Origin of the sequence: Salinicoccus cyprini (assembly GCF_007713705.1) — a bacterium.
Taxonomy (GTDB): domain Bacteria; phylum Bacillota; class Bacilli; order Staphylococcales; family Salinicoccaceae; genus Salinicoccus; species Salinicoccus cyprini.
Genome location: NZ_VMSJ01000006.1, coordinates 1 through 19982, shown reverse-complemented (window position 1 = coordinate 19982; position 19982 = coordinate 1). Strand labels below are relative to the sequence as shown.

Below are 19982 nucleotides of genomic sequence, written 5' to 3'. Positions count from 1 at the left end.
TTATAAAAGCGTGTAAATAAAAAATCCCCCTGACGAATCGGGAGGATTTCCATCTGTTCTGCTATTCCACACTTGCGTGCTGTTTAGCATTCATTTTCTCTTTCATTTCACGGAAAGTGACGAAGGTCTTTTCCTTTTCGTCATAGAGCCTGAACTTGATGGATTCGAGACTTGATTTCAAAGTGATGGTCGTTGCCTGGTGGAGCGGCGGCGTACTTTCATGTGCCTTCTCCAATGAGTAGTTCGGTACTCTCGGTGCCAGGTGGTGGACGTGGTGATAGCCGATGCTGCCTGTCATCCACTCGAGCCACTTCGGCAGCTTGTAGTAGGAGCTGCCATCGACAGCGGCCTTTACATAGTCCCACTCCGCTTCATTCTCAAAATAGGAATCTTCAAACTGATGCTGGACGTAGAACAGCCAGATGCCGAGCATGCCTGCAACGTAGATGATCGGCAGTTGGACCATCAGAAGCACATGCCAGCCAAGCGTAAAGCCGATCAGGCAATAGATTGCGACGAGCGATACGTTGATCAGATATGTGTTCATGCTCTCCTTCTTCTTCGCACCTTTGCGGTTGAAGCGGTTGGCATGCAGGAACAGCGATAGCGGTCCAAGACCGAACATGATGAGGGGATTTCTATACAGGCGGTACTGGAGCCTTTCCCATCTGCCGGCCGCTTCATATTCTTCGACAGTCATGACCCAGATGTCACCGATGCCACGTTTGTCGAGGTTACCACTCGTTGCGTGGTGGATGGAGTGCTCACGTTTCCACTTTTCAAAAGCAAAGTGTGTGATGATTCCGGTCAATGTTCCAAAGAAGGTGTTCCACTTCTTACTTTTGAAGAAAGACTGGTGGGCACAATCGTGGAAGATGATGAATGTGCGGATCATGAACCCTGCAGCGCCGATGCTGAATACCAGACTGAGCCAGAATGATATGCTGAGTGACTGGTACGCCAGGAACCATAGTGCAAAGAATGGAAGAATCGTGTTGAACAGCTGGATGATACTTGCCTTCGTCTGTGATTTGGCGAATGGCATGACGTCTTTCCTGAGCTGAGCCTGTTTCTGTTTGGACATTAGGAAGAACCTCTTTTCTGAAAATCTTATTATCTTCATTCTAATTCATGCCGACTGGATGGCGTAGAAGCAAGTGTCAGCAATAAGACATGACATTTGTCATATATACAAACTAAACGTGTACTTCTACATATAAAATACGATTTATGGTTAAATGAAAGCATCACGATGAAAACAGAAAGGAAGTGACACGGTGAACATTGATGAATATATGGCAAGCATCGACGACAGAGGGAGAGGGCACGGAACGACAGGGCAGAAGGCAGTCTTTCTCGACCGGGATGGTGTCATCAATGAAGTCCTCACGAAGCGGGTGAAGTTCGTCAACCACCCAGAAGACCTTTTCCTTCTTCGGGGCGTACCTGAAGCAGTCAGACAGTTCAATGAAGCTGGATGGAAAGTCTTTATCGTCACCAACCAGGGTGGCGTAGGTCTTGGGTTCATGAGTGAGATGGATCTCGAGACCATCCATGAAGCACTGCTCGGAAAACTTGAGAAATATGGTGCCCATGTGGATGACATCGCCTACTGTTCGCACAGGCCGGATGCCGGGTGTCGTTGCAGAAAACCGGAAGCTGGGATGATTATTGATCTCGCCAGACGTCATGATATTTCACTTCAGGACAGCTACATGGTCGGTGACAGGGTGCCTGATATTCTGGCTGGCCAGAAAGCTGGGACACATACGGTTTTTATCAGCAGCAGTGAAAATAAGACACTCGATGCGGATTACCGCTTCGATTCGCTGCTGGCCTTCTCCAGCTGGCTGACCGAAAGGAACTGCCAACAGTAATAGGAAGTACGTCATGTTTATCCTGGCAACGAAAGGGAAAGAGACTCCCAAAAGATTCCTGAGGAGGATATCATGGATTACATCTATCTTGGAAATTCCGGACTTAAAGTACCGAAGTATATTCTAGGTACCATTCCTTTCAGTGGTACAAACGGCTTTGAAGCGACAGGAAATATTGATGCAGAAACGGCGAGAAGACATGTGGACATCAGCCTCGATGCAGGCATCAACATGTTCGATACTGCAAATCTCTATTCAAAAGGTGACGCAGAAAAAGTACTGGGCGCAGCAATCAAAGGAAGACGTGACAAGCTGATGCTGACTTCAAAGACCGGTTTCGACCTCGGTGATGATCCGAATGCTGTAGGTGCTTCACGCATCAACCTTGAAAATTCCATCAATAAGAGTCTGGAACGCCTTGGCACGGACTACCTCGATCTCTATTTCGTCCACCTGTGGGATGGCCACACACCTGTGGAAGAAACAATACAAACGATGAATGATCTCGTCAAATCCGGAAAGATCCGCTACTGGGGCGTATCGAACTACAGTGGCTGGGCACTTGCCAGAACGTATACCATGGCGGAGCAGAATGGTCTCATTCCACCAGTCACGCAGCAGATCTACTACACCCCGGAAGCGCGTGAGGCCGAATATGAACTGCTGCCTGCAGGCAGTGAGCTCGGCGTCGGCAACATGATCTGGAGCCCGCTCGGTGAAGGATTGCTGAACGGCAAGATCGACCGCAATAATAGTGCACCATCCGGTACGCGCCAGGGCGAAGGCTGGCCGGAACCATGGGTCCGTGATGAGGAGCGCCTGTACGATGTAATCGACGCACTGAAGGAAGTGGCTGACAACCGCGGGGCGAGTGTGCCTCAGATTGCCCTGGCCTGGATCAAGGACAGACCGAATGTCGGGCCTGTCGTCATCGCAGCCAGAAATGAAGAGCAGCTTCGTGAGAATATCGCATCATACGATATCACTCTGACACAGGATGAACACGACAGGATTGAATCTGTGGCACGACCTGAACCGTTCTATCCGCTCTGGCATAGAGCCATGAGCAGCCTTGAAAAAGGGTCTCCATCGGAAATCGCCTATCTTGAAGGCTATAAGAAATCGATGGGGATGGAATAGATTTTAGAAACATGAAAAGGTGCGCACCTCCGATATTGGAGGTGCGCACCTTTTCCATTGCCGTTCATTCTATTTCTTATCGTTCTTGTACTGCATATATACGACTTGTGTTACGAGGAAGTCCTCCATGCCATACTTGCCGTCTGCACCACCAAGACCGGACTGGCGCATGCCGGCATGATACCCTTGTACGGCTTCAAAGTTTTCCCTGTTGACGTACGTTTCACCGAATTTCATTTCGTTGACGACACGCATCGCTTCATTCAGGTCATCGGTATAGACGGAAGATGACAGTCCATACACTGTGTCGTTTGCCTTCTCGATGGCTTCATCAAGTGTACTGAAGGTTGTAATCGGGATGACAGGACCGAATATCTCATCTGTCATGATTGTTGATTCGTGAGTGACATTCGTCAGAATCGTCGGTTTGTAGAAGAACCCCTGGTCCATATCTGCCGGTCCGCCGCCCGTTACAACTTCGGCCCCTTCAGAGATGGCAGTCTGAACCATGTCGTCCACTGTGTCGAGACGGTCCTTATTGACGAGTGGCCCCATATCCGCCTGCTTATCCTCACGGGGATCGCCCATGGTTTTGGATTCAAAAATGGCCTTCAGCTTTTCATTCAATGCCTCGGCAACACTTTCATGCACGTAGACCCTCTCTGCGTTTGTGCAGGCCTGTCCATTGTTGGCAAGCCTTGAAGTCGTAATCTGTTCTGCTGCAAGATCGAGGTCTGCATTCTGTGTCACTATGGCAGGCGCCTTGCCGCCAAGCTCCAGGTTCACTTTTGTAATGTTCTGCGCGGCTGCCTCCATCACCTTGGTGCCGGCACCGATGCTGCCTGTCATCGTCACCATATGCACTTTCTTGTGGGATGCCAGTGCATTGCCGATTTCAGATCCTGAACCGGTGACGACATTATAGACACCAGCCGGCATCTCTTCCATTTCATCGACAATTTTTGTGAATGCCATGGCGGTGTTCGGTGTATGCTGGCTTGGCTTGATGACAATGGTACAGCCTGTGACGAGCGCTGTTGCGACTTTTCTTGCCAGTATGAATACCGGGAAGTTCCATGGAATGATGCCGGCGACAACACCAATCGGTTTCTTGTAGACGAAAATATTTTCATTCTCACGGTCACTCGGAACGATGTCCCCTTCCATCCTTCTTGCCCACTCGGACATATATCTGAAGTAGTCGATGGCGAGATCCACTTCACCGCTGGCGAGTTCATAAGCCTTGCCCTGCTCCTCCTGAAGGAGGTCGATGAATTCGTCCCTATGGTTCTCTATTTCATCACCCAGCTTGCGTACGATTCTGCCTCGTTCGATATTTGGTGTCAGTTCCCATTTCTGCTGGGCATCAGTAGCTGCCTGAACTGCCTTATCAACATCATCTTCGGTACCTTTCGGTGTGCGTGAAATCACTGCTTCCGTCGCCGGATTGATGATGTCAATCCAGTCATCTCCTGTAGAGTCGACATACTGACCGTTGATATATAGCTGATGGTTTTGCACAGTAAAGCCTCCTAAATGTATTTGGAAGACTGTTCCCTTTTGCGTCATCTGCCAAACAAAAGAAGGATGATGGCCTCCCTACTGCGAACCATCATCCATGGGCTGTTCCGTTGTGTCATTGATCGTCTGCTGCTGATCGAAATTATTGTCATCATTGTTCATTCCACAGCCTGCGATGACTGTCCCCATCATCGCTGCCAGGACAAGTATTCTGAAGCGTCTCATGTCAAACTCCCTTCCAACCTGCGCCATCTGATGATCCTGCGCTCGATTGTAATGAATCTGGTTCATATTCTAACATAGACGATTACGGCTTTGCCCACAATAGGTACAGGCATCCCATCAGATGCCGTTCTTCCTCTACAAGCTCGAGGTCCGACTGCTGGACGATTTCTGTAATATGCCGATCCTGGTGGCAGCCGACCAGTTTCAATGAAAGCCGGTCTGAAATCTGCTGGATCTTTGCCACCATCCCGTTTGTGCTGAGACCGTGCTCCATCATGAGTATCCGACCCTCCGGCCTGCACCACTTTTGGAACTGCTCCAGTACTTTTTCCGGGTCCTGGTAGGCGCAAAATGACAGGGAGGATACGATGGTATCAAAACTGTTCTCCTCGAAAACGGCACGCTCCACATCGCCCTCGATAAAGGTGGCATCGAATGCATAATCTCTTGCGGCGGTTCTTGCCGCCTTCAGCATTTCCGGACTGAAGTCGATGCCTGTTAGTTCAATATCAGCATCATAGAAGGGGAAGTTGGCCCCTGCCCCTACTGCAACTTCAAGCACCCGGCCTTCTGCTCCTGAAAATATGCGCTGCCGGTACTTGCGTGTGGAATCGCCATCACGTCTTCTGTCATAGCTTCTGGCCTGTCTATCGAACTTCCTGATCAATGGATTCTTTACCACAACAGACCGCCTCCATTCCATATTCTTCTCTACTATACAAATAATCGTGTAATAAGTAAAATAAACAAAAAAGCCGAAGACAGAGTCGATCTGTCTTCGGCTTCCTTTTCATCTATATCAGGCTTTTGCCACTATGATTTCTCCATCTTCCACAATGACTTTCACATTGTCTACAGTTTCTTCTTCGAGAATCAGATCTGTCAGCTGATCTTCAATCTTGTCCTGGATGACTCTGCGGAGGGGTCTTGCACCAAAGCGTTTATCGTAGCCAAGTCTTGCAAGTTCGCTTTTCGCCTCATCAGTGATTGAGATGCTGATTTCATTTTCCTCGACTGTCTCCTCAAGATCGGCAAGCATCAGATCGACGATCTGGATGAGGTTCTCTTCAGACAGCTGGTTGAAGTTGATGATTGAATCGAAACGGTTGAGGAACTCCGGCTTGAAGTAGTCGCTCAAGTTGTCGAGTGTGGACACCGATTCGTGCTTGTCGGGACTGAAACCGACACTCACAGTATTCACCCCTGTACCAGCGTTGCTTGTCATGATGATGACGGTATCCTTGAAGCTTACTGTACGTCCGTGGGAATCCGTCAGATGACCATCTTCCATGATCTGCAGGAACATGTTCTGGACATCCGGATGTGCTTTTTCAATTTCATCAAGCAGAATGATGCTGTAGGGATTGCGGCGCACTTTCTCGGTCAGCTGACCCGCTTCCTCATGTCCAACATATCCTGGTGGGGAACCGATGATCTTGGAGACAGTATGCTTCTCCATGTACTCACTCATATCGAGCCTGATCATGGCGTCGCGGGAACCGAAGAGTTCTTCTGCAAGTGCCCTGGTCAGTTCCGTCTTACCGACACCTGTCGGACCGACGAACAGGAATGAACCGATCGGACGGTATTTGGACTTCAGACCGGCACGGCTACGACGGATGGCCTTTGCCACTTTGCCGACCGCTTCTGCCTGTCCGATGACTTTCTCACCGAGCTGACCTTCAAGGTCACGCATCTTCTTCTGTTCGTCCGACTGCAGCTTCGTTACAGGGATGCCCGTCTTTTCTTCCACAATCAGCTGGATATCGGAAACATCCACATCAAGTATCTGCTGCTTGTCCTTCGCTTTTTCAAGCTGCTTCTCAAGCTGGATTTCCTGATACTTGAGATTAGCTGCCTTTTCATAATCCTCACGCTCGGCTGCTGCATCCTTCTCTTGTGCAATCTCGGTCAGACGCTGCTGGATGGTTGCTGAATCCCCTTCTGCATTGGAGAGATTCAGTCTTGAACCGACTTCGTCCATCAGGTCGATTGCCTTATCCGGCAGGAAACGATCCTGGATATAGCGGTCCGACAGGCTGACGAAAGCATGGATCGCTTCGTCGCTGTAGCGGACTTCATGGAACTTTTCATAACGATCCTTGATGCCCTGCAGAATCAGTTCAGCCTCTTCAAGTGTCGGCTCCTTGACGATGATCGGCTGCAGACGGCGTTCCAGTGCTGCATCCTTCTCAATCTGACGGTATTCCTTCAGTGTCGTCGCACCGATGATCTGCACTTCACCTCTTGCCAGTGCAGGCTTCAGGATGTTGCCGGCATCCATCTGTGAACTTTCAGCACTTCCCGCGCCGACCAGCTGGTGGATTTCATCAATGAAGAGGATGACATCCTCACGTTCCTGGAGTTCCGCAATCAGCTGCTTCATACGCTCTTCGAACTGTCCGCGCATTGTTGTATTGGCTACTAATGAAGCCACGTCCAGCACATAGATTTCCTTATTCGTCAGTTTGGCAGGGACTGCACCTTCGACAATCTTGAGGGCCAAGCCTTCCGCGATTGCCGTTTTACCGACACCCGGCTCACCGATCAGTACCGGATTGTTCTTATTTCTTCTGTTGAGCGTCTCGATGACACGCTTGATTTCCTTATCGCGTCCGATCACCGGATCGATGCCGCCGCCTCTGGCCTGGTCCGAAACATTCTTGCCAAGCTGATCCAGCAGACCATTCTTCCCGCCATTCTGCTTCTGTCTCGTTTTTGTGCCTGTCCGGCTTGCTCCATTTCCCTGGAAATATTTATTATTGGCATTATTATTTTCATAAGGAGATCCGGAGAAGAAATCATTTCCGCCCATCATCTGGCTTCTGATTTCATGGAAACATTCATTACATAGATGCACTTCAGTCTGCTGGTTGTTGATATTCATCGCCAGATTGACATGTGCGTCATTGATACCGCAATTTTGACATTTCATGAATTATTCCTCCTTGTATTGTATAACGTCTATTTAAAAGTTTGACTATATTTGACTATAATAAAATTATATACCCTTTCAATTACTGTTTCAACAAAGATGCTCATAATTCATATATAGTCTTTTAAATAAAAAGCTGTATTTACTGACTAACTTTGACTATTCATAGTATACATTGACCTTATTTGACTTTCAAGTTTTCGGCTTACAAAAAAAGAAGCCTTTCGGCTTCCTTTGCGAGGACTATTTTCTCCAGAATGTTGTACAGTCCGCTTTATCTTCAATATTGAATTCTATCAGTTTTTCGAGCAGTCCATAGTTTACAGGCTTTTCCCAAGGTACACGGATGATGTTCTCCGTATGATCATATCCTGCCGCTTCTATATCCCCTTTGTTATGGTTGATGCCTTCAGTTTCAGGTGCGATGGCAAAATGCTTCTTCGATACACTGAACCCGATGATATACGTCCCATGATCTGTAAACATCGGCTGGTTCCATTTGACTGCTGTGCCAAGCTCAGGATATTTCTGATGCACCCATTCCAGCACTTCCGCGATTTTTCCCCTGTGCTCCCTATCATCGATCTTATCAAGAAATTCCTGAAATACGGTCATATCCATTCCCCCTCTGATTACTCTGATCAACCATATTATAAACCATCCAGAACCTTTTACATATAATATGACAGCCGACTGCAAACAAAAAAATCCTTCCCAGCCAGATTAGGCTGGAAAGAATCATTTGTACTAAAGGTTGATTGTAACGTCGGCATCCTCGCGAAGTTCTGAAGCGTAGTTTTGAGTCGCTTCACTTTGCTTCTGCTGCATCAGGTGTGACTCCAGATCACCTTTCAATTCTTCGAATGGCGGCAGTTCCTGTTCCGAGCCGCTTTCCTCCTGCTGCTGCACAGTTTCATCGTAAAGGGTCTGCATCTCTTTCTCGGTCACTTCGATTTCGCCTATTTCTTCGGAAATCAGCTGATCCTGATCCAATCCTGACTGAAGCTCCGCTCTCGCCTCTTCTTCTGTCAGTCCCTGTTCTTCCAGCGCAGTGAAGAGCGCTTCTCTGGATTCGAGACCATTCCGCTCAACAAGATCGTCGATTGCTGCATCAATCTCTTCATCAGTAGCCTCGATGCCACGGTCCTCGGCTTCCTGTTTAAGCAGTTCCTGGCTGACCATGCCTTCAGCAATCTGCTGTTTCATCTGTGCCTGATCCATTTCCTGTCCTGTCATCTGCGCCTGCATGGCAGCCTGCTGGAACTGTGCTGTATAGACCTGCTCGAACTCATCCTTGGTGATTTCCTCACCATTCACTGTAGCGACAACATCCGGAACATCTTCAAGATCCGGTTCAGGCATCTCCATCTGCTGCCCCGCGCCTTCTTCCGTACTGCCTTCTGTCGTTGCAGCTTCTTCACTGCTGTCTGATGCCACTTCCTCCTGCGTCTGTGCTTCCTCATTCGTATTCTCCGCTGATTCATCCTCGCCGCTACATGCAGTCATAACCACTGCAAATGTACCGAGAGATAGCCCCAATAGCCATTTCTTCATTCGTGCGAATCTCCTTCCAATGCATATTGTCCGTCATTCTATCATATATTGCCCCAATATACATTCATAAAGGGTATGGACCTTAGAAATGATTTCAGACGACGCTCAACATAGTATACCTGAAAATCCATGAAGTTATCATTCAAATAAGAAACCAGCAGATGACTGCTGGTTACTTGTTCTCGTTCATTTTGAAGTGGAAGTGGCACTGGCCTTCACGTAGCACGAATTCATCGTGGACCACTTCGAAGTTCTTGTTGTAGCCTTTGGCGAGTGACGGATCGATCATCTGGCAGTAGAGAATACCATATTCTCCTGTACCATCGTCCGCCCATTGCTGACCGAGTGGGCAATACGTGAACGTCTGTTCAAATTCCCCCTTGCCAGGAACTGTATCCACTTCGAACAGTTCACTTCTTGCCATATCATAGTTGTTCAAGTAGTTTTCTGCGGTGTTTTCGAGGCCATTGGTACGCGCACGCTGTGCGATGCCTTGTCCACGCTTCTTACCGAAACGTTCAACAGCAAGCCTGACAACATCCTCTCCCGCTTCGCCATATTTATCGACAATCTGTTTTGAAATCTGTGCAAACATTTTTGAAAAACGCGCAAATGCCGTCAGTTCCGCATATTTCTCTTCGCCTTGGACGTCCTGTTGTAGATATTCATAGATAAAGTGGTTCTCCCCTTCAGCAGTCGCCTTCTTGGCCAGCGCTTCCGCATCTTTCAGACCAAATGCTTCGAGACCATTTCCGACAAGTCTACGACCTTCTTCGCCACCGTATTCTTCTATAGAAGCAAGATGAAGTTCGTTGAACATTTTAGCTGTGATCATGTCCATCGACAGAGCCTTCATCATCAAATTCTCCTGACTCATTTTGCATATCTCCTTATACACTCTTATTGTTCATATATTATAAGAGAAAATAACATTGTAAGACAATGAACTGTTTGTGAAACCTGGAACAACTTTGTACCATATACGAGTCACTCCTCACTCATCAGACAATCACTATCCAGTGACTTTCTTAACAGGAATCCATATCTCACTTTCTACCGAAGGTGAGGACAAGTCCCTGCTCTTGATAGATAGTATCTCAGGCCCTTCTGCCGCCTCGTAATTTGAAGATGGAAACCATTCTGAGTAGATTTTCCCCCAGGTTTCCTGTAGTGTACCCGGGAACGGCCCCCTTGATTCAAATATCGCCCACGTTGAGCCGCCAGATACTTCAAGCTCAATAAACTCATCAGGACATGCCTGTGTTGTTGCTACGCCTATATACTGATCAAGAGTCCCCTTTCCTTCCATGCGCTCTTCCGAGAAGTTTACAGAAGCTTGGATGATCCCTTCTGGTTCAGTATTGGAGAGCCTCTTCAGTGCTTCTATTTTGTCCATGGTCAAGGACTTCCACATTGCTGTTATCTCTGAATTTTCTCCTTCAAAGACAATTCCAACACGCTTCTTTATTCCGACTATGCTGAATGGTTCCTTTTGTTCGATACGATACTCCATTTCATCTCCTCCTTGAATAGTCAACTGGAAGGTCATGCGTGGAAAGGCTTTTAGAGATTTTCCATCTTTTACTTCCGAAGGATTTATGCCGTGAAGCTGATGGAATGCTTTTGCAAATGAATCAGGTGAGCTATAACCGTATTTCATCGCAACATCGATTACTTTAGAGCGATGATCTACCAGCTCAAGTCCCGCTTTTGTCAAACGTCTCCGTCGAATATATTCCAGTAAAGTCATTCCGGACAAATATGCAAAAGTCTTTTTAAAGTGGTACTCGGAACTACGAGAAATTCTGGCAACTTCCCTCATATCAATTTCGTCTTCAATATTTTTTTCGATATATGTCAATGCTTCATTTAAATCCTTCAGCAGATTCAATCCATTCGCCTCCTTCCTATCTAATATTCTAAACACTGCTGCATGAACATTCCCGACATTATCCACGTCATTTTTATAGGATTGATACAGAAATATCCTAAACCTTTGAGCTGATTCTCTTTCATGTATAGAAAATGCCCTATCGTCTACTGTTTCTAATTCAGCTTTTAAAAAACCGGAATTTCCCTCTTCTTGATGGGAAACTCCGGTTCAGTTCTACAATATATTCATCTTATTTCTATGCTATTCCACAGTAACAGATTTCGCCAGGTTTCTCGGCTTGTCGACATCGTTGCCGCGGTGAAGTGCTGCGTAGTACGCGATGAATTGGTATACCACGACGGATACGAGCGGTGTAAGCATCTCGTGGACGTGCGGAATGACGTATGTGTCGCCTTCCTGGTCGAGTCCTTCCATGGATACCATACACACTTTGGCGCCGCGTGCTGCAACTTCCTGTGCGTTTCCACGGATGTTCAGGTTGATCTTCTCCTGTGTCGCCAGTGCGAAGACTGGTGTGTTCTCTTCAATCAGTGCAATGGTACCGTGTTTAAGTTCCCCGCCGGCGAATCCTTCTGCCTGGATGTAGGAGATTTCTTTAAGCTTCAGTGCACCTTCGAGTCCAACGTAGTAGTCCATCGCCCTGCCGATGAAGAACGCATTCCTTGTTGTTTCAAGGTATTCGTTGACAATCTGCTCGATCACTGGCGCGTCATCGATGATTGCTGTAATTGCTGTCGTCACTTTAGCGAGTTCCTGCATGAGATTGATTTCGATGTCTCTGCCGGATTCTCTTGCTGCAACCTGTGCCAGGATGGAAAGGACTGCGATCTGTGCTGTATATGCTTTTGTGGAAGCAACCGCAATTTCAGGTCCTGCATGCAGAATGAGTGTCTGGTCCGCTTCTCTTGAAAGCGTGGATCCTGGAACGTTTGTCACTGTCAGCGACTTATGACCAAGCTTCTTGATTTCAACGAGTACGGCACGGCTGTCTGCTGTTTCTCCGGACTGTGAAATGAAGATGAACAGCGGCTTTTCAGAAAGCAGCGGTGTGTTGTAGACGAATTCTGAAGCGACATGCACTTCTGTCGGTACGCCTGCCCATTTCTCGAAGAACTCCTTCCCGATCAGTCCTGCATGGTAGCTTGTTCCTGCAGCGATGACGTAGAGTCTGTCTGCATCTTTCAGCTGACCGATGATTTCAGGATCGATCTTCAGTTCTTCATTTTCATCCTGGTACTCCTGGATGATCTTTCTCATTGCTGCTGGCTGATCGTTGATCTCTTTGAGCATATAGTGCTCGTAAGTGCCTTTTTCAGTATCGCTTTCATCGATTTCAGCGATGTAGGATTCCCTTTCAATTTCGCGACCAGTCTTATCTTTGATGATGATTTCATCTGCTTTAAGCAGAACAACTTCGCCGTCCATCAGCTCAACGAATTCATTCGTCTGCTGGAGCATTGCCATGGCATCGGAAGTGATGACATTGAAGCCATTGCCTCTGCCTAGGAGCAGTGGAGATTTATTTTTCGCTGCATAGATGACATCTTTCTCTTCCTCATCCATCAGACCAACGGCATAGGAACCATGCAGTATTTCCAATGTCTTGTTGAAAGCTTCTTCCGTAGACATGCCTTCTCGTGCAAAGCTTGAAATGATTTCTACAATGATTTCTGTGTCCGTACTGGAAACAAGGTCCACATTCGGAATATACTCTCTCTTCAGCTGCTCATAATTCTCGATAACACCATTATGAACAAGTGTAAAGCGGCCATCCGCACTCTGGTGCGGGTGCGCGTTCTTCACATTCGGTACACCGTGTGTCGCCCATCTTGTATGGCCAATGCCCACTGTCGCATCAAAGTCCATATCGACTTTCGCACGGAGATCCTTGATTCTGCCCTTTTCTTTGAATACTTCCACCTCTGCATCGTTTCTGACTGCAATACCTGCAGAGTCATAGCCGCGATACTCCATTTTCTCGAGACCATACAGCAGTATTTCCTTAACATCCTGACTTCCGATATATCCTACGATTCCGCACATTAAAAAAACGTCCTTTCGGCTTTTGAATTTTGTATACGATCAGTGCTCTGTCCCATCAGTCACCCGACAGTTTTAACAGCTGATCTAACGAATACTTCAGTATCCGGGACAGTATCCGCCGATAATCGATGACTGTCCTCCTCGTCAGCAAGCACAGCTTGCCCAGGCGCTATTCCGATTTGATTGAACTGACGTTCCTCCTTTATTTTCCACCATAAACATTGTAATTTAAATACGTATATACTGCAATACATATATGCACTTTACATGCATTTAAAGTCAGAATAAACAAAATAAACCTCCAGATTCAGTATCTGGAGGTTCATATGCTATTCGAGGCCCATTTCCGCCTGTACAACGTCGGCGATGAGGTTGCTGTATCTGACAGCCAGTTCTTCTGTCTCCGCCTCTACCATGACACGCACAAGCGGTTCGGTGCCGGAAGCTCTGACAAGCACACGGCCATTACCATCCATCTCCGCTTCCACTTCTTCTATCTTCTTCGCAACCACGTCGTTATTTACGACGTTGTACTTGTCGGATACACGGATATTGACAAGCTCCTGAGGAAACGTCTCGACCTGTGCTGCGAGCTCGCCAAGTGTCTTGCCGGTGGACTTGATGATGGAAGCGAGGTGAAGACCTGTCAGGAGGCCATCTCCTGTCGTATTGTAGTCCATCATAATGATATGGCCGGACTGCTCGCCACCGAGGCTGTAGCCGCCTGCTCTCATCTCTTCGACCACGTAGCGGTCACCGACTTTCGTCTTATCACTCTTCAGACCGTGCGCTTCAAGCGCCTTGTAGAAGCCGAGGTTGCTCATGATGGTCGAGACGACCATATCGTCCTTCAGGTCTCCTTCAGACTTCATATGCTGTGCCAGAATGAACATGATCTTGTCTCCATCAACAATGTTGCCCTTCTCATCCACAGCTATGATTCTGTCGCCATCACCGTCGAAAGCAAAGCCGAAGTCACACGACTCCTCCTTGACGAGGTCTGCAAGCTTATCAGGGTGCGTAGAACCGACACCGGCATTGATGTTCGTGCCATCCGGACTGCATCCAATGGTTACTGTATCTGCTTCCAGATCCCCGAATAGGTATGGTGCAAGTGAGTAAGTGGAACCATGGGCACCATCAAGTGCAATCTTCATGCCCTCGAAGTCCTCATCCACAGTAGACTTGAGGTAGCTGACATACTTCTGGCCACCTTCGTAGTAGTCCGATTTGTGTCCGAGATCGACTCCCGTCGGTCTTGGCAGTGTATCCTCATCCATATCAAGAAGTTTTTCAATTTCTGCTTCCTGATCGTCCGTCAGCTTGAAGCCGTCGGAACCGAAGAATTTGATGCCGTTGTCTCCGACCGGATTGTGTGAAGCAGAGATCATGACACCTGCATCTGCGTCCATCTCCTTCGTCAGATAGGCCACACCCGGCGTGGAAATGATGCCAAGACGCATTACTTCCGCTCCGATGGAAAGCAGTCCAGCAACGAGTGCAGACTCAAGCATTTCACCTGAAATACGTGTATCCCGTCCTACAAGGACTGTCCTATTCTCACTTTTCTGGCCCGCCAGTACATAACCACCAAATCTGCCCAACTTGAATGCCAATTCCGGAGTCAACTCTGTATTAGCGACCCCTCTTACTCCATCTGTACCAAAATATTTACCCATGACGTTCTCCTTTTTTCTGCAAGTTTTATCCATTATCCTGTTCAATTTCTATATCTGCCTGAAGAACCGCCGGTTCTGTTCTGTCCACACCTTCAGGTACATCTATCGAAACATCCCGTATTGTCGAACTCTCCATGCCGGATACATCCACTGCAACGTTGACTTCATCGATGCCTGACAGTACTTCCTCCGTACCGAAAACTTCAATGGTGTCGTAGTTGAGCGCCACGTCACCCAAGGTATAGCCCTCAGCAACTTCACCGTTCACTTCATAACTGACAGATACTTCCTTGCTACGTTCCTCAACATTAATTTCCACACGTACATTCGTAGGATCGATGCGGACATCAAGCTTATTGAATTGCGTATCGAACACGCTGACTTCCGCTTCATCCACCCTGTCCTGTGTAATTCTCGAATTGTCATCCAGTGTTGCGCGTACGTACTGTATGCGGTTCATTTCACTTTCTCCACCCATTACAGTAACAGTTTCAGGCTCTATCTGTACAGACTCGAGCGTATGATTTGGTCCAACCCGGCTTTCACTGACTTCAGCCTGTACCTCGAACGTGCGAGTTACCAGTTCCTGGATGTTCACATTCGCAGTCTCTGGAACGACCTCGGCTGTTACGTTGTCAGGAAGACCTTCCACTGTGAAATGCTCTTCATACTCACCAAGATTCCGGTTCCGCAGATCCAGTACAACACTCAGATCTCTTGTCGTCTGAAGCCGTTTGACGTTCGAGGTATTGCCGTAGAGCTGTACGTTCACCTGTTCGGGAGCACCGGAAACATACTGGCTTTCCTCATCATAGAGGATTTCCACAGGGATTCCTTCAACCACCTCGGTCTCTGCTACGTTCTCATTGTTATACAGCAGCTCGTCGAATACGTTATTGGCCGATAGGAACATGAACAAGGCGAGAAGCAGCGCAACAAATCTCAATCCCCATTTACTTTCTAGCAAATAGACCGCCTCCTTCCTTCAAAGGTGGGAGTATGTTCCAGTGTGTCTGGAGCAGGTTATCCAGTTCCTCAAGTGTGATTTCCTTTGTCAGCCTACTGTCGTAGGTCACAGATATGTTCCCCGTCTCCTCTGAAACGACTACGGTGAAAGCATCCGTCACTTCTGAAACCCCTACAGCCGCACGATGCCGTGTTCCGAGGTTCTTGGCAATCTTGTTGCTGTCGGATAACGGCAAGTAGCTTGCGGCTGTCGCAATCGTATTGCCCTGGATGATCATCGCGCCATCATGCAGCGGCGTATTGGGTATGAATATATTAATCAGCAGCTCGGAAGTGATATTTCCGTGGATCGGTATGCCTGTTTCTATATAGTCCTTCAACCCTGTCTCCTTTTCAAAGACGATCAGAGCACCGATACGCCGTTTTGCCATATACCGTACAGACTTGATCATGGCTTCCCTGAGTTTATCCTTCTCCGTTGTGGAGCTGCCACTCCCATTCGTACGGAACAGGCTGCCACGTCCCAGCTGCTCGAGTGCACGTCTGACTTCAGGCTGGAAGATGACGATAACCGCCAGGAAACCCCACTCGAGAACGGTATCGAACATCTGAGTTGTTGTTGTCAGATCGAAGAAGTTACTGATTGACCGGCCGATAAGAATCAGGAATATTCCTTTTATCAGCTGAATGGCTTTTGTTCCCTTCATCACTCTGATCAGAAGATATACCACATACCATACAATCAGCAGATCGACAATGCTCGAAATTACGGTTGCCGTATTGACATTTTCTAAAAAATTGTCTGTCTGCATAATGCGTCCCTCACTTAATCATTCATATAAAACCCAGTCTCTCTTCCAACTCCTTATGGATATCGTAAAGTATCCTATCCTGTCTGAGAGCCTCCAGGTCGAAATCAATATCTTTATACTTCTCTTCTGCTGCCTTTATGCTGCCGTTCTTGTACTTCGCGTAGCAGTTCAAAAGCCTGGACATGGTATCCTGCGATTCGGAAGTCCAGATGTCCAGCGCATGGAACTTCTTCAGCATGGCAAGGTTCTTGCCTTCAAGCAGAAGAAGCGCATCGCGACGATAGTCGATATGCAGCATCTTCGATTGCTTTTTTATACGTGCTGCAAATCGGGACGAAGTGAAATACTCACCACACTTCTGGTAGCACTCCGCCACTTCAAACATGATTCTGATGACACCAAGGTCAAGATCGGAAAACCTGAGAATGGTATACAGCGTATCTTCGAGAAGGTCAAGAGATGATTCATATGCGTCTTCGTCAGCCAATAGTCCCACCTTAAGTATAACTGCATCGATATAAGACTGGTTGATCGAAACCGTCGATAGCAGCTCCAGTGCACGATCCACATGGAAATTCAGCTTGCGTCTGTCGCCTGAGTGCTTGAAGTACTTTGCGTACAGCAGATGGATCCTTCCGCTGTCAGGCGCCGGAATCTGTTCCACAGCTTCGTATTCCTTTTCTATGAAATAATGGAGGGAAGTGTAGTCCTCCTGCTCAATCTTCTGTTCATAATAGGCGATTTCCCTCAGAATCTCTACATCATTATAACGGAAATGGGAAACTTCCTGCATGAAGTCATTCACCGAACAGTCGAGTCTTTCACTCAGTTTGATCAGTACATTGGTAGAAGGATGTACACTCCCCTTCTCAATGAGACTGAGATAGGTTCTTGAAATGATGCCGTCTGCCAGTTCTTCTTGGGTTAGATTATTGTTGTTGCGTATTTCTTTAATCCGCTGTCCGATCATAAAGGTGCCCCTTTCACTGTCTTAACAGTTCCATCATACCAAATAGAAAAATATGCAACAAATGTTACAAGTGTTATAGAGTGCACAAAACCAATGTTTATTTAATTGACATCGCATTTACAGTTAATCATACTATAAATATACATTATAAGGGGTGTTTCTCCATGAAAAAATTACTCGTAATTGATAACTTGGCTCAATTGAAAAGTGTGAGTGACCCTTTTAGGATCGAACTGCTTACCATGCTCGCTGAAAAACCCAAAACTGGACAGATGCTTGCTGATGAACTGGATATTCCCCGGGCCAAAATCCACTATCATCTGAATGAACTGCTTAAAAATGAAATTATTCATGTCGTCAAAACCGAAGAGAAAAACAGCATCATCCAGAAGTTCTACGAACCGGTGGCACGGAAGGTCGTTCCGAACATCGATCTTCTGAAATACAGCCAGGATGAAAAGAAAAAAGACAGCATGTCGTATAATCTTCATATGAAAGAAGAAGAGCTTAAGCAGTTCAAAAAAGATTTGCGGAACTTTGTCAAAAACAGTTCCGAAAAGAAGAATGCCAAAAATACCAAGGACTATAAAGTTCAAATTCTGCCTCTAGGGGAAGAATAGGTCATAAAATACAAACAGCATCTCAAAGAGATGCTGTTTGTATTTTATAGCTGTTTTTTGCCGAAAAGGTATGCTGCAATCTCCACTGCCTTCTCTGCTGTCATGTTTTTATCATCAAGCAGCGGGTTCACTTCCACCAGATCCATCGAGGTGATCCTATCCGACTCATTCAGCATCTGCATTGCAAGCTGCGTTTCAGATAGTGACAGACCGCCAACGACAGGCGTCCCTGTTCCTGGTGTTTCTGATGGGTCGAGTCCATCGACATCGAGTGAAAGATGGATGCCATCACATCTATCGGAAAGATACGTCATCGTCTCCTGCATGACCGTCCTGATGCCCTTGACCCTGATATCCATCATCGTAAAAGTCAGTATGCCATTCTCTTTAATATAAGCCTTTTCACCTTCATCAAGGTCACGCATTCCAATCAGTACAACATTCTCAGGCTTGACCTTCTGACCTTCTTCATAAAGATCGATCAGCGCCTGATCTCCAAATCCACAGGATATACCAAGTGGCATACCATGGATGTTGCCTGTCGGTGATGTTCTACTATCGTTAAGATCACCATGCGCATCATACCAGATGACCCCTAGATTATCATAATGGTTTTTCATTCCAGCAAGAGATCCGATCGCCAGAGAATGATCTCCTCCCAGTATCAATGGAAAGGCACCATTCCCAACTGTATCATCCACTAAACCAGCAAGCGCTGTATTAAATCGTTTAACGGCATCATAGTTCAGTAGATTATCATCTCTCACTTCAATTTCCTGTCCTGCTTCAATATCGAAATCCCCTCTGATATTGCCCTTGTCGACAACAGATATGCCCAATTCTTTCAACCTCTGTACGATCCCTGCATACCTGATCGCATCAGGACCGAGGTCGACCCCCAACCGAGGCTGACCGAATGCTGTTGCGGCACCTATTATATGTACATTCTGATTCATAAAAATCCCCCTTTGTTATAACCTCATACTTTCTATAGTATACAACATTGGATTTTTATGCAATTGTGTAATGGGACGTGCATAAAAATATCAGGAATAAAAAAAAGACACCTTCCTGGTGGAAGATGTCATTAGTGAGCCATAGAGGATTCGAACCTCTGACCCTCTGATTAAAAGTCAGATGCTCTACCAACTGAGCTAATGGCTCTAATGGCTGGGCTAGCAGGATTCGAACCTACGAATGACGGTACCAAAAACCGTTGCCTTACCGCTTGGCGATAGCCCAATGCTATTAGAAAAATGGAGGGGGGCAGATTCGAACTGCCGAACCCGAAGGAGCGGATTTACAGTCCGCCGCGTTTAGCCACTTCGCTACCCCTCCGTGGTGGAGAATGACGGGTTCGAACCGCCGACCCTCTGCTTGTAAGGCAGATGCTCTCCCAGCTGAGCTAATTCTCCATTCAAATGACCCGTACGGGACTCGAACCCGTGTTACCGCCGTGAAAGGGCGGTGTCTTAACCGCTTGACCAACGGGCCACAATAGTATATGTATTTAAACAAAAAAATGGCTCCACAGGTAGGATTCGAACCTACGACCGATCGGTTAACAGCCGATAGCTCTACCACTGAGCTACTGTGGAATAAATCTGTAATAAAAAAAGATACTGCCCGGCGGCGTCCTACTCTCACGGGACGTCAGTCCAACTACCATCGGCGCTGGAGAGCTTAACTGCTGTGTTCGGCATGGGAACAGGTGGGGCCTCTCCGCCATCGCCACCGGACAATATG

General features: G+C 47.2%; 18 protein-coding genes, 6 tRNA genes and 1 rRNA gene. 3 read left to right on the top strand and 22 right to left on the bottom strand.

Annotated features, from left to right (window positions below; genetic code table 11):
• Window positions 1–61 precede the first annotated feature (61 nt).
• Window positions 62–1084 (bottom strand): Delta(5) desaturase DesA, encoded by a 1023-nt coding sequence (gene desA, locus FO441_RS11675; protein ID WP_145290383.1) that lies wholly within the window; start codon window positions 1082–1084, stop codon window positions 62–64.
• Window positions 1085–1295: 211 nt separating this feature from the next.
• Here desA and FO441_RS11670 point away from each other — a divergent pair, with 211 nt between their 5' ends.
• Together FO441_RS11670 and FO441_RS11665 are read left to right on the top strand one after the other, a co-directional pair.
• Window positions 1296–1877 (top strand): D-glycero-alpha-D-manno-heptose-1,7-bisphosphate 7-phosphatase, encoded by a 582-nt coding sequence (locus FO441_RS11670; RefSeq protein ID WP_145290800.1) that lies wholly within the window; start codon window positions 1296–1298, stop codon window positions 1875–1877.
• 72 nt (window positions 1878–1949) lie between these two features.
• Window positions 1950–3017: an aldo/keto reductase gene (locus FO441_RS11665; protein ID WP_145290381.1), complete on the top strand. Its 1068-nt coding sequence runs from the start codon at window positions 1950–1952 to the stop codon at window positions 3015–3017.
• Between the two features lie 69 nt (window positions 3018–3086).
• Here the strand turns inward: FO441_RS11665 and aldA are convergent, their stop codons facing one another.
• The 13 genes from aldA to FO441_RS11600 all read right to left on the bottom strand — a co-directional run bounded on the left by aldA (window position 3087) and on the right by FO441_RS11600 (window position 17616).
• A complete protein-coding gene (gene aldA / locus FO441_RS11660) occupies window positions 3087–4538 on the bottom strand; it encodes an aldehyde dehydrogenase (protein WP_145290378.1) in 1452 nt (483 codons plus the stop codon).
• Between the two features lie 78 nt (window positions 4539–4616).
• Window positions 4617–4763 (bottom strand): hypothetical protein, encoded by a 147-nt coding sequence (locus FO441_RS11655; RefSeq protein ID WP_186365556.1) that lies wholly within the window; start codon window positions 4761–4763, stop codon window positions 4617–4619.
• Between the two features lie 82 nt (window positions 4764–4845).
• On the bottom strand, window positions 4846–5445 hold the full coding sequence (locus FO441_RS11650; RefSeq protein ID WP_145290371.1) for a class I SAM-dependent methyltransferase: 600 nt from the start codon (window positions 5443–5445) through the stop codon (window positions 4846–4848).
• A 117-nt stretch (window positions 5446–5562) separates the two neighbouring features.
• Complete coding sequence (locus FO441_RS11645; protein WP_145290368.1) at window positions 5563–7698, bottom strand: ATP-dependent Clp protease ATP-binding subunit; 2136 nt, start codon at window positions 7696–7698, stop codon at window positions 5563–5565.
• Window positions 7699–7941: 243 nt separating this feature from the next.
• Window positions 7942–8313: an iron chaperone gene (locus FO441_RS11640; protein ID WP_145290366.1), complete on the bottom strand. Its 372-nt coding sequence runs from the start codon at window positions 8311–8313 to the stop codon at window positions 7942–7944.
• 132 nt (window positions 8314–8445) lie between these two features.
• A complete protein-coding gene (locus FO441_RS11635) occupies window positions 8446–9252 on the bottom strand; it encodes a SurA N-terminal domain-containing protein (RefSeq protein ID WP_145290363.1) in 807 nt (268 codons plus the stop codon).
• A 172-nt stretch (window positions 9253–9424) separates the two neighbouring features.
• Window positions 9425–10129, bottom strand: coding sequence for an L-2-amino-thiazoline-4-carboxylic acid hydrolase (locus FO441_RS11630; protein ID WP_145290361.1), 705 nt, complete (start codon window positions 10127–10129; stop codon window positions 9425–9427).
• 135 nt (window positions 10130–10264) lie between these two features.
• Window positions 10265–11143 (bottom strand): AraC family transcriptional regulator, encoded by an 879-nt coding sequence (locus FO441_RS11625; RefSeq protein WP_145290358.1) that lies wholly within the window; start codon window positions 11141–11143, stop codon window positions 10265–10267.
• 243 nt (window positions 11144–11386) lie between these two features.
• Window positions 11387–13189 (bottom strand): glutamine--fructose-6-phosphate transaminase (isomerizing), encoded by a 1803-nt coding sequence (gene glmS, locus FO441_RS11620; RefSeq protein ID WP_145290355.1) that lies wholly within the window; start codon window positions 13187–13189, stop codon window positions 11387–11389.
• Window positions 13190–13518: 329 nt separating this feature from the next.
• Window positions 13519–14868 carry a phosphoglucosamine mutase gene (gene glmM / locus FO441_RS11615; RefSeq protein ID WP_145290351.1) on the bottom strand — a complete coding sequence of 450 codons (1350 nt, stop codon included), beginning with the start codon at window positions 14866–14868 and terminating at the stop codon, window positions 13519–13521.
• A 25-nt stretch (window positions 14869–14893) separates the two neighbouring features.
• Entirely contained in the window at window positions 14894–15835 is a 942-nt protein-coding gene (locus FO441_RS11610) for a CdaR family protein (protein ID WP_145290348.1), read from the bottom strand.
• Window positions 15822–16646 carry a diadenylate cyclase CdaA gene (cdaA, locus tag FO441_RS11605; RefSeq protein WP_145290347.1) on the bottom strand — a complete coding sequence of 275 codons (825 nt, stop codon included), beginning with the start codon at window positions 16644–16646 and terminating at the stop codon, window positions 15822–15824. Before cdaA ends, FO441_RS11610 begins: the two co-directional genes overlap by 14 nt.
• Before the next feature lie 22 nt (window positions 16647–16668).
• Window positions 16669–17616 (bottom strand): helix-turn-helix domain-containing protein, encoded by a 948-nt coding sequence (locus tag FO441_RS11600; protein WP_145290344.1) that lies wholly within the window; start codon window positions 17614–17616, stop codon window positions 16669–16671.
• 164 nt (window positions 17617–17780) lie between these two features.
• Between FO441_RS11600 and FO441_RS11595 the strand changes: the two genes are divergently transcribed.
• Window positions 17781–18236 carry an ArsR/SmtB family transcription factor gene (locus FO441_RS11595; RefSeq protein WP_145290341.1) on the top strand — a complete coding sequence of 152 codons (456 nt, stop codon included), beginning with the start codon at window positions 17781–17783 and terminating at the stop codon, window positions 18234–18236.
• Between the two features lie 44 nt (window positions 18237–18280).
• Here the strand turns inward: FO441_RS11595 and rocF are convergent, their stop codons facing one another.
• The 8 genes from rocF to rrf form a co-directional block, all read right to left on the bottom strand.
• Window positions 18281–19192, bottom strand: a complete 912-nt coding sequence (rocF, locus tag FO441_RS11590) for an arginase (RefSeq protein ID WP_145290338.1) — start codon at window positions 19190–19192, stop codon at window positions 18281–18283.
• A 135-nt stretch (window positions 19193–19327) separates the two neighbouring features.
• Window positions 19328–19400: transfer RNA gene (locus FO441_RS11585), tRNA-Lys, on the bottom strand.
• Window positions 19401–19403: 3 nt separating this feature from the next.
• Window positions 19404–19478 (bottom strand) — tRNA-Gln (locus FO441_RS11580).
• Window positions 19479–19493: 15 nt separating this feature from the next.
• Window positions 19494–19574 (bottom strand) — tRNA-Tyr (locus FO441_RS11575).
• Between the two features lies 1 nt (window position 19575).
• Window positions 19576–19651, bottom strand: a tRNA-Val gene (locus FO441_RS11570).
• 7 nt (window positions 19652–19658) lie between these two features.
• Window positions 19659–19730, bottom strand: a tRNA-Glu gene (locus FO441_RS11565).
• Window positions 19731–19759: 29 nt separating this feature from the next.
• Window positions 19760–19834, bottom strand: a tRNA-Asn gene (locus tag FO441_RS11560).
• Window positions 19835–19860: 26 nt separating this feature from the next.
• Window positions 19861–19975 (bottom strand): 5S ribosomal RNA (gene rrf, locus FO441_RS11555).
• Between the last annotated feature and the right edge of the window lie 7 nt (window positions 19976–19982).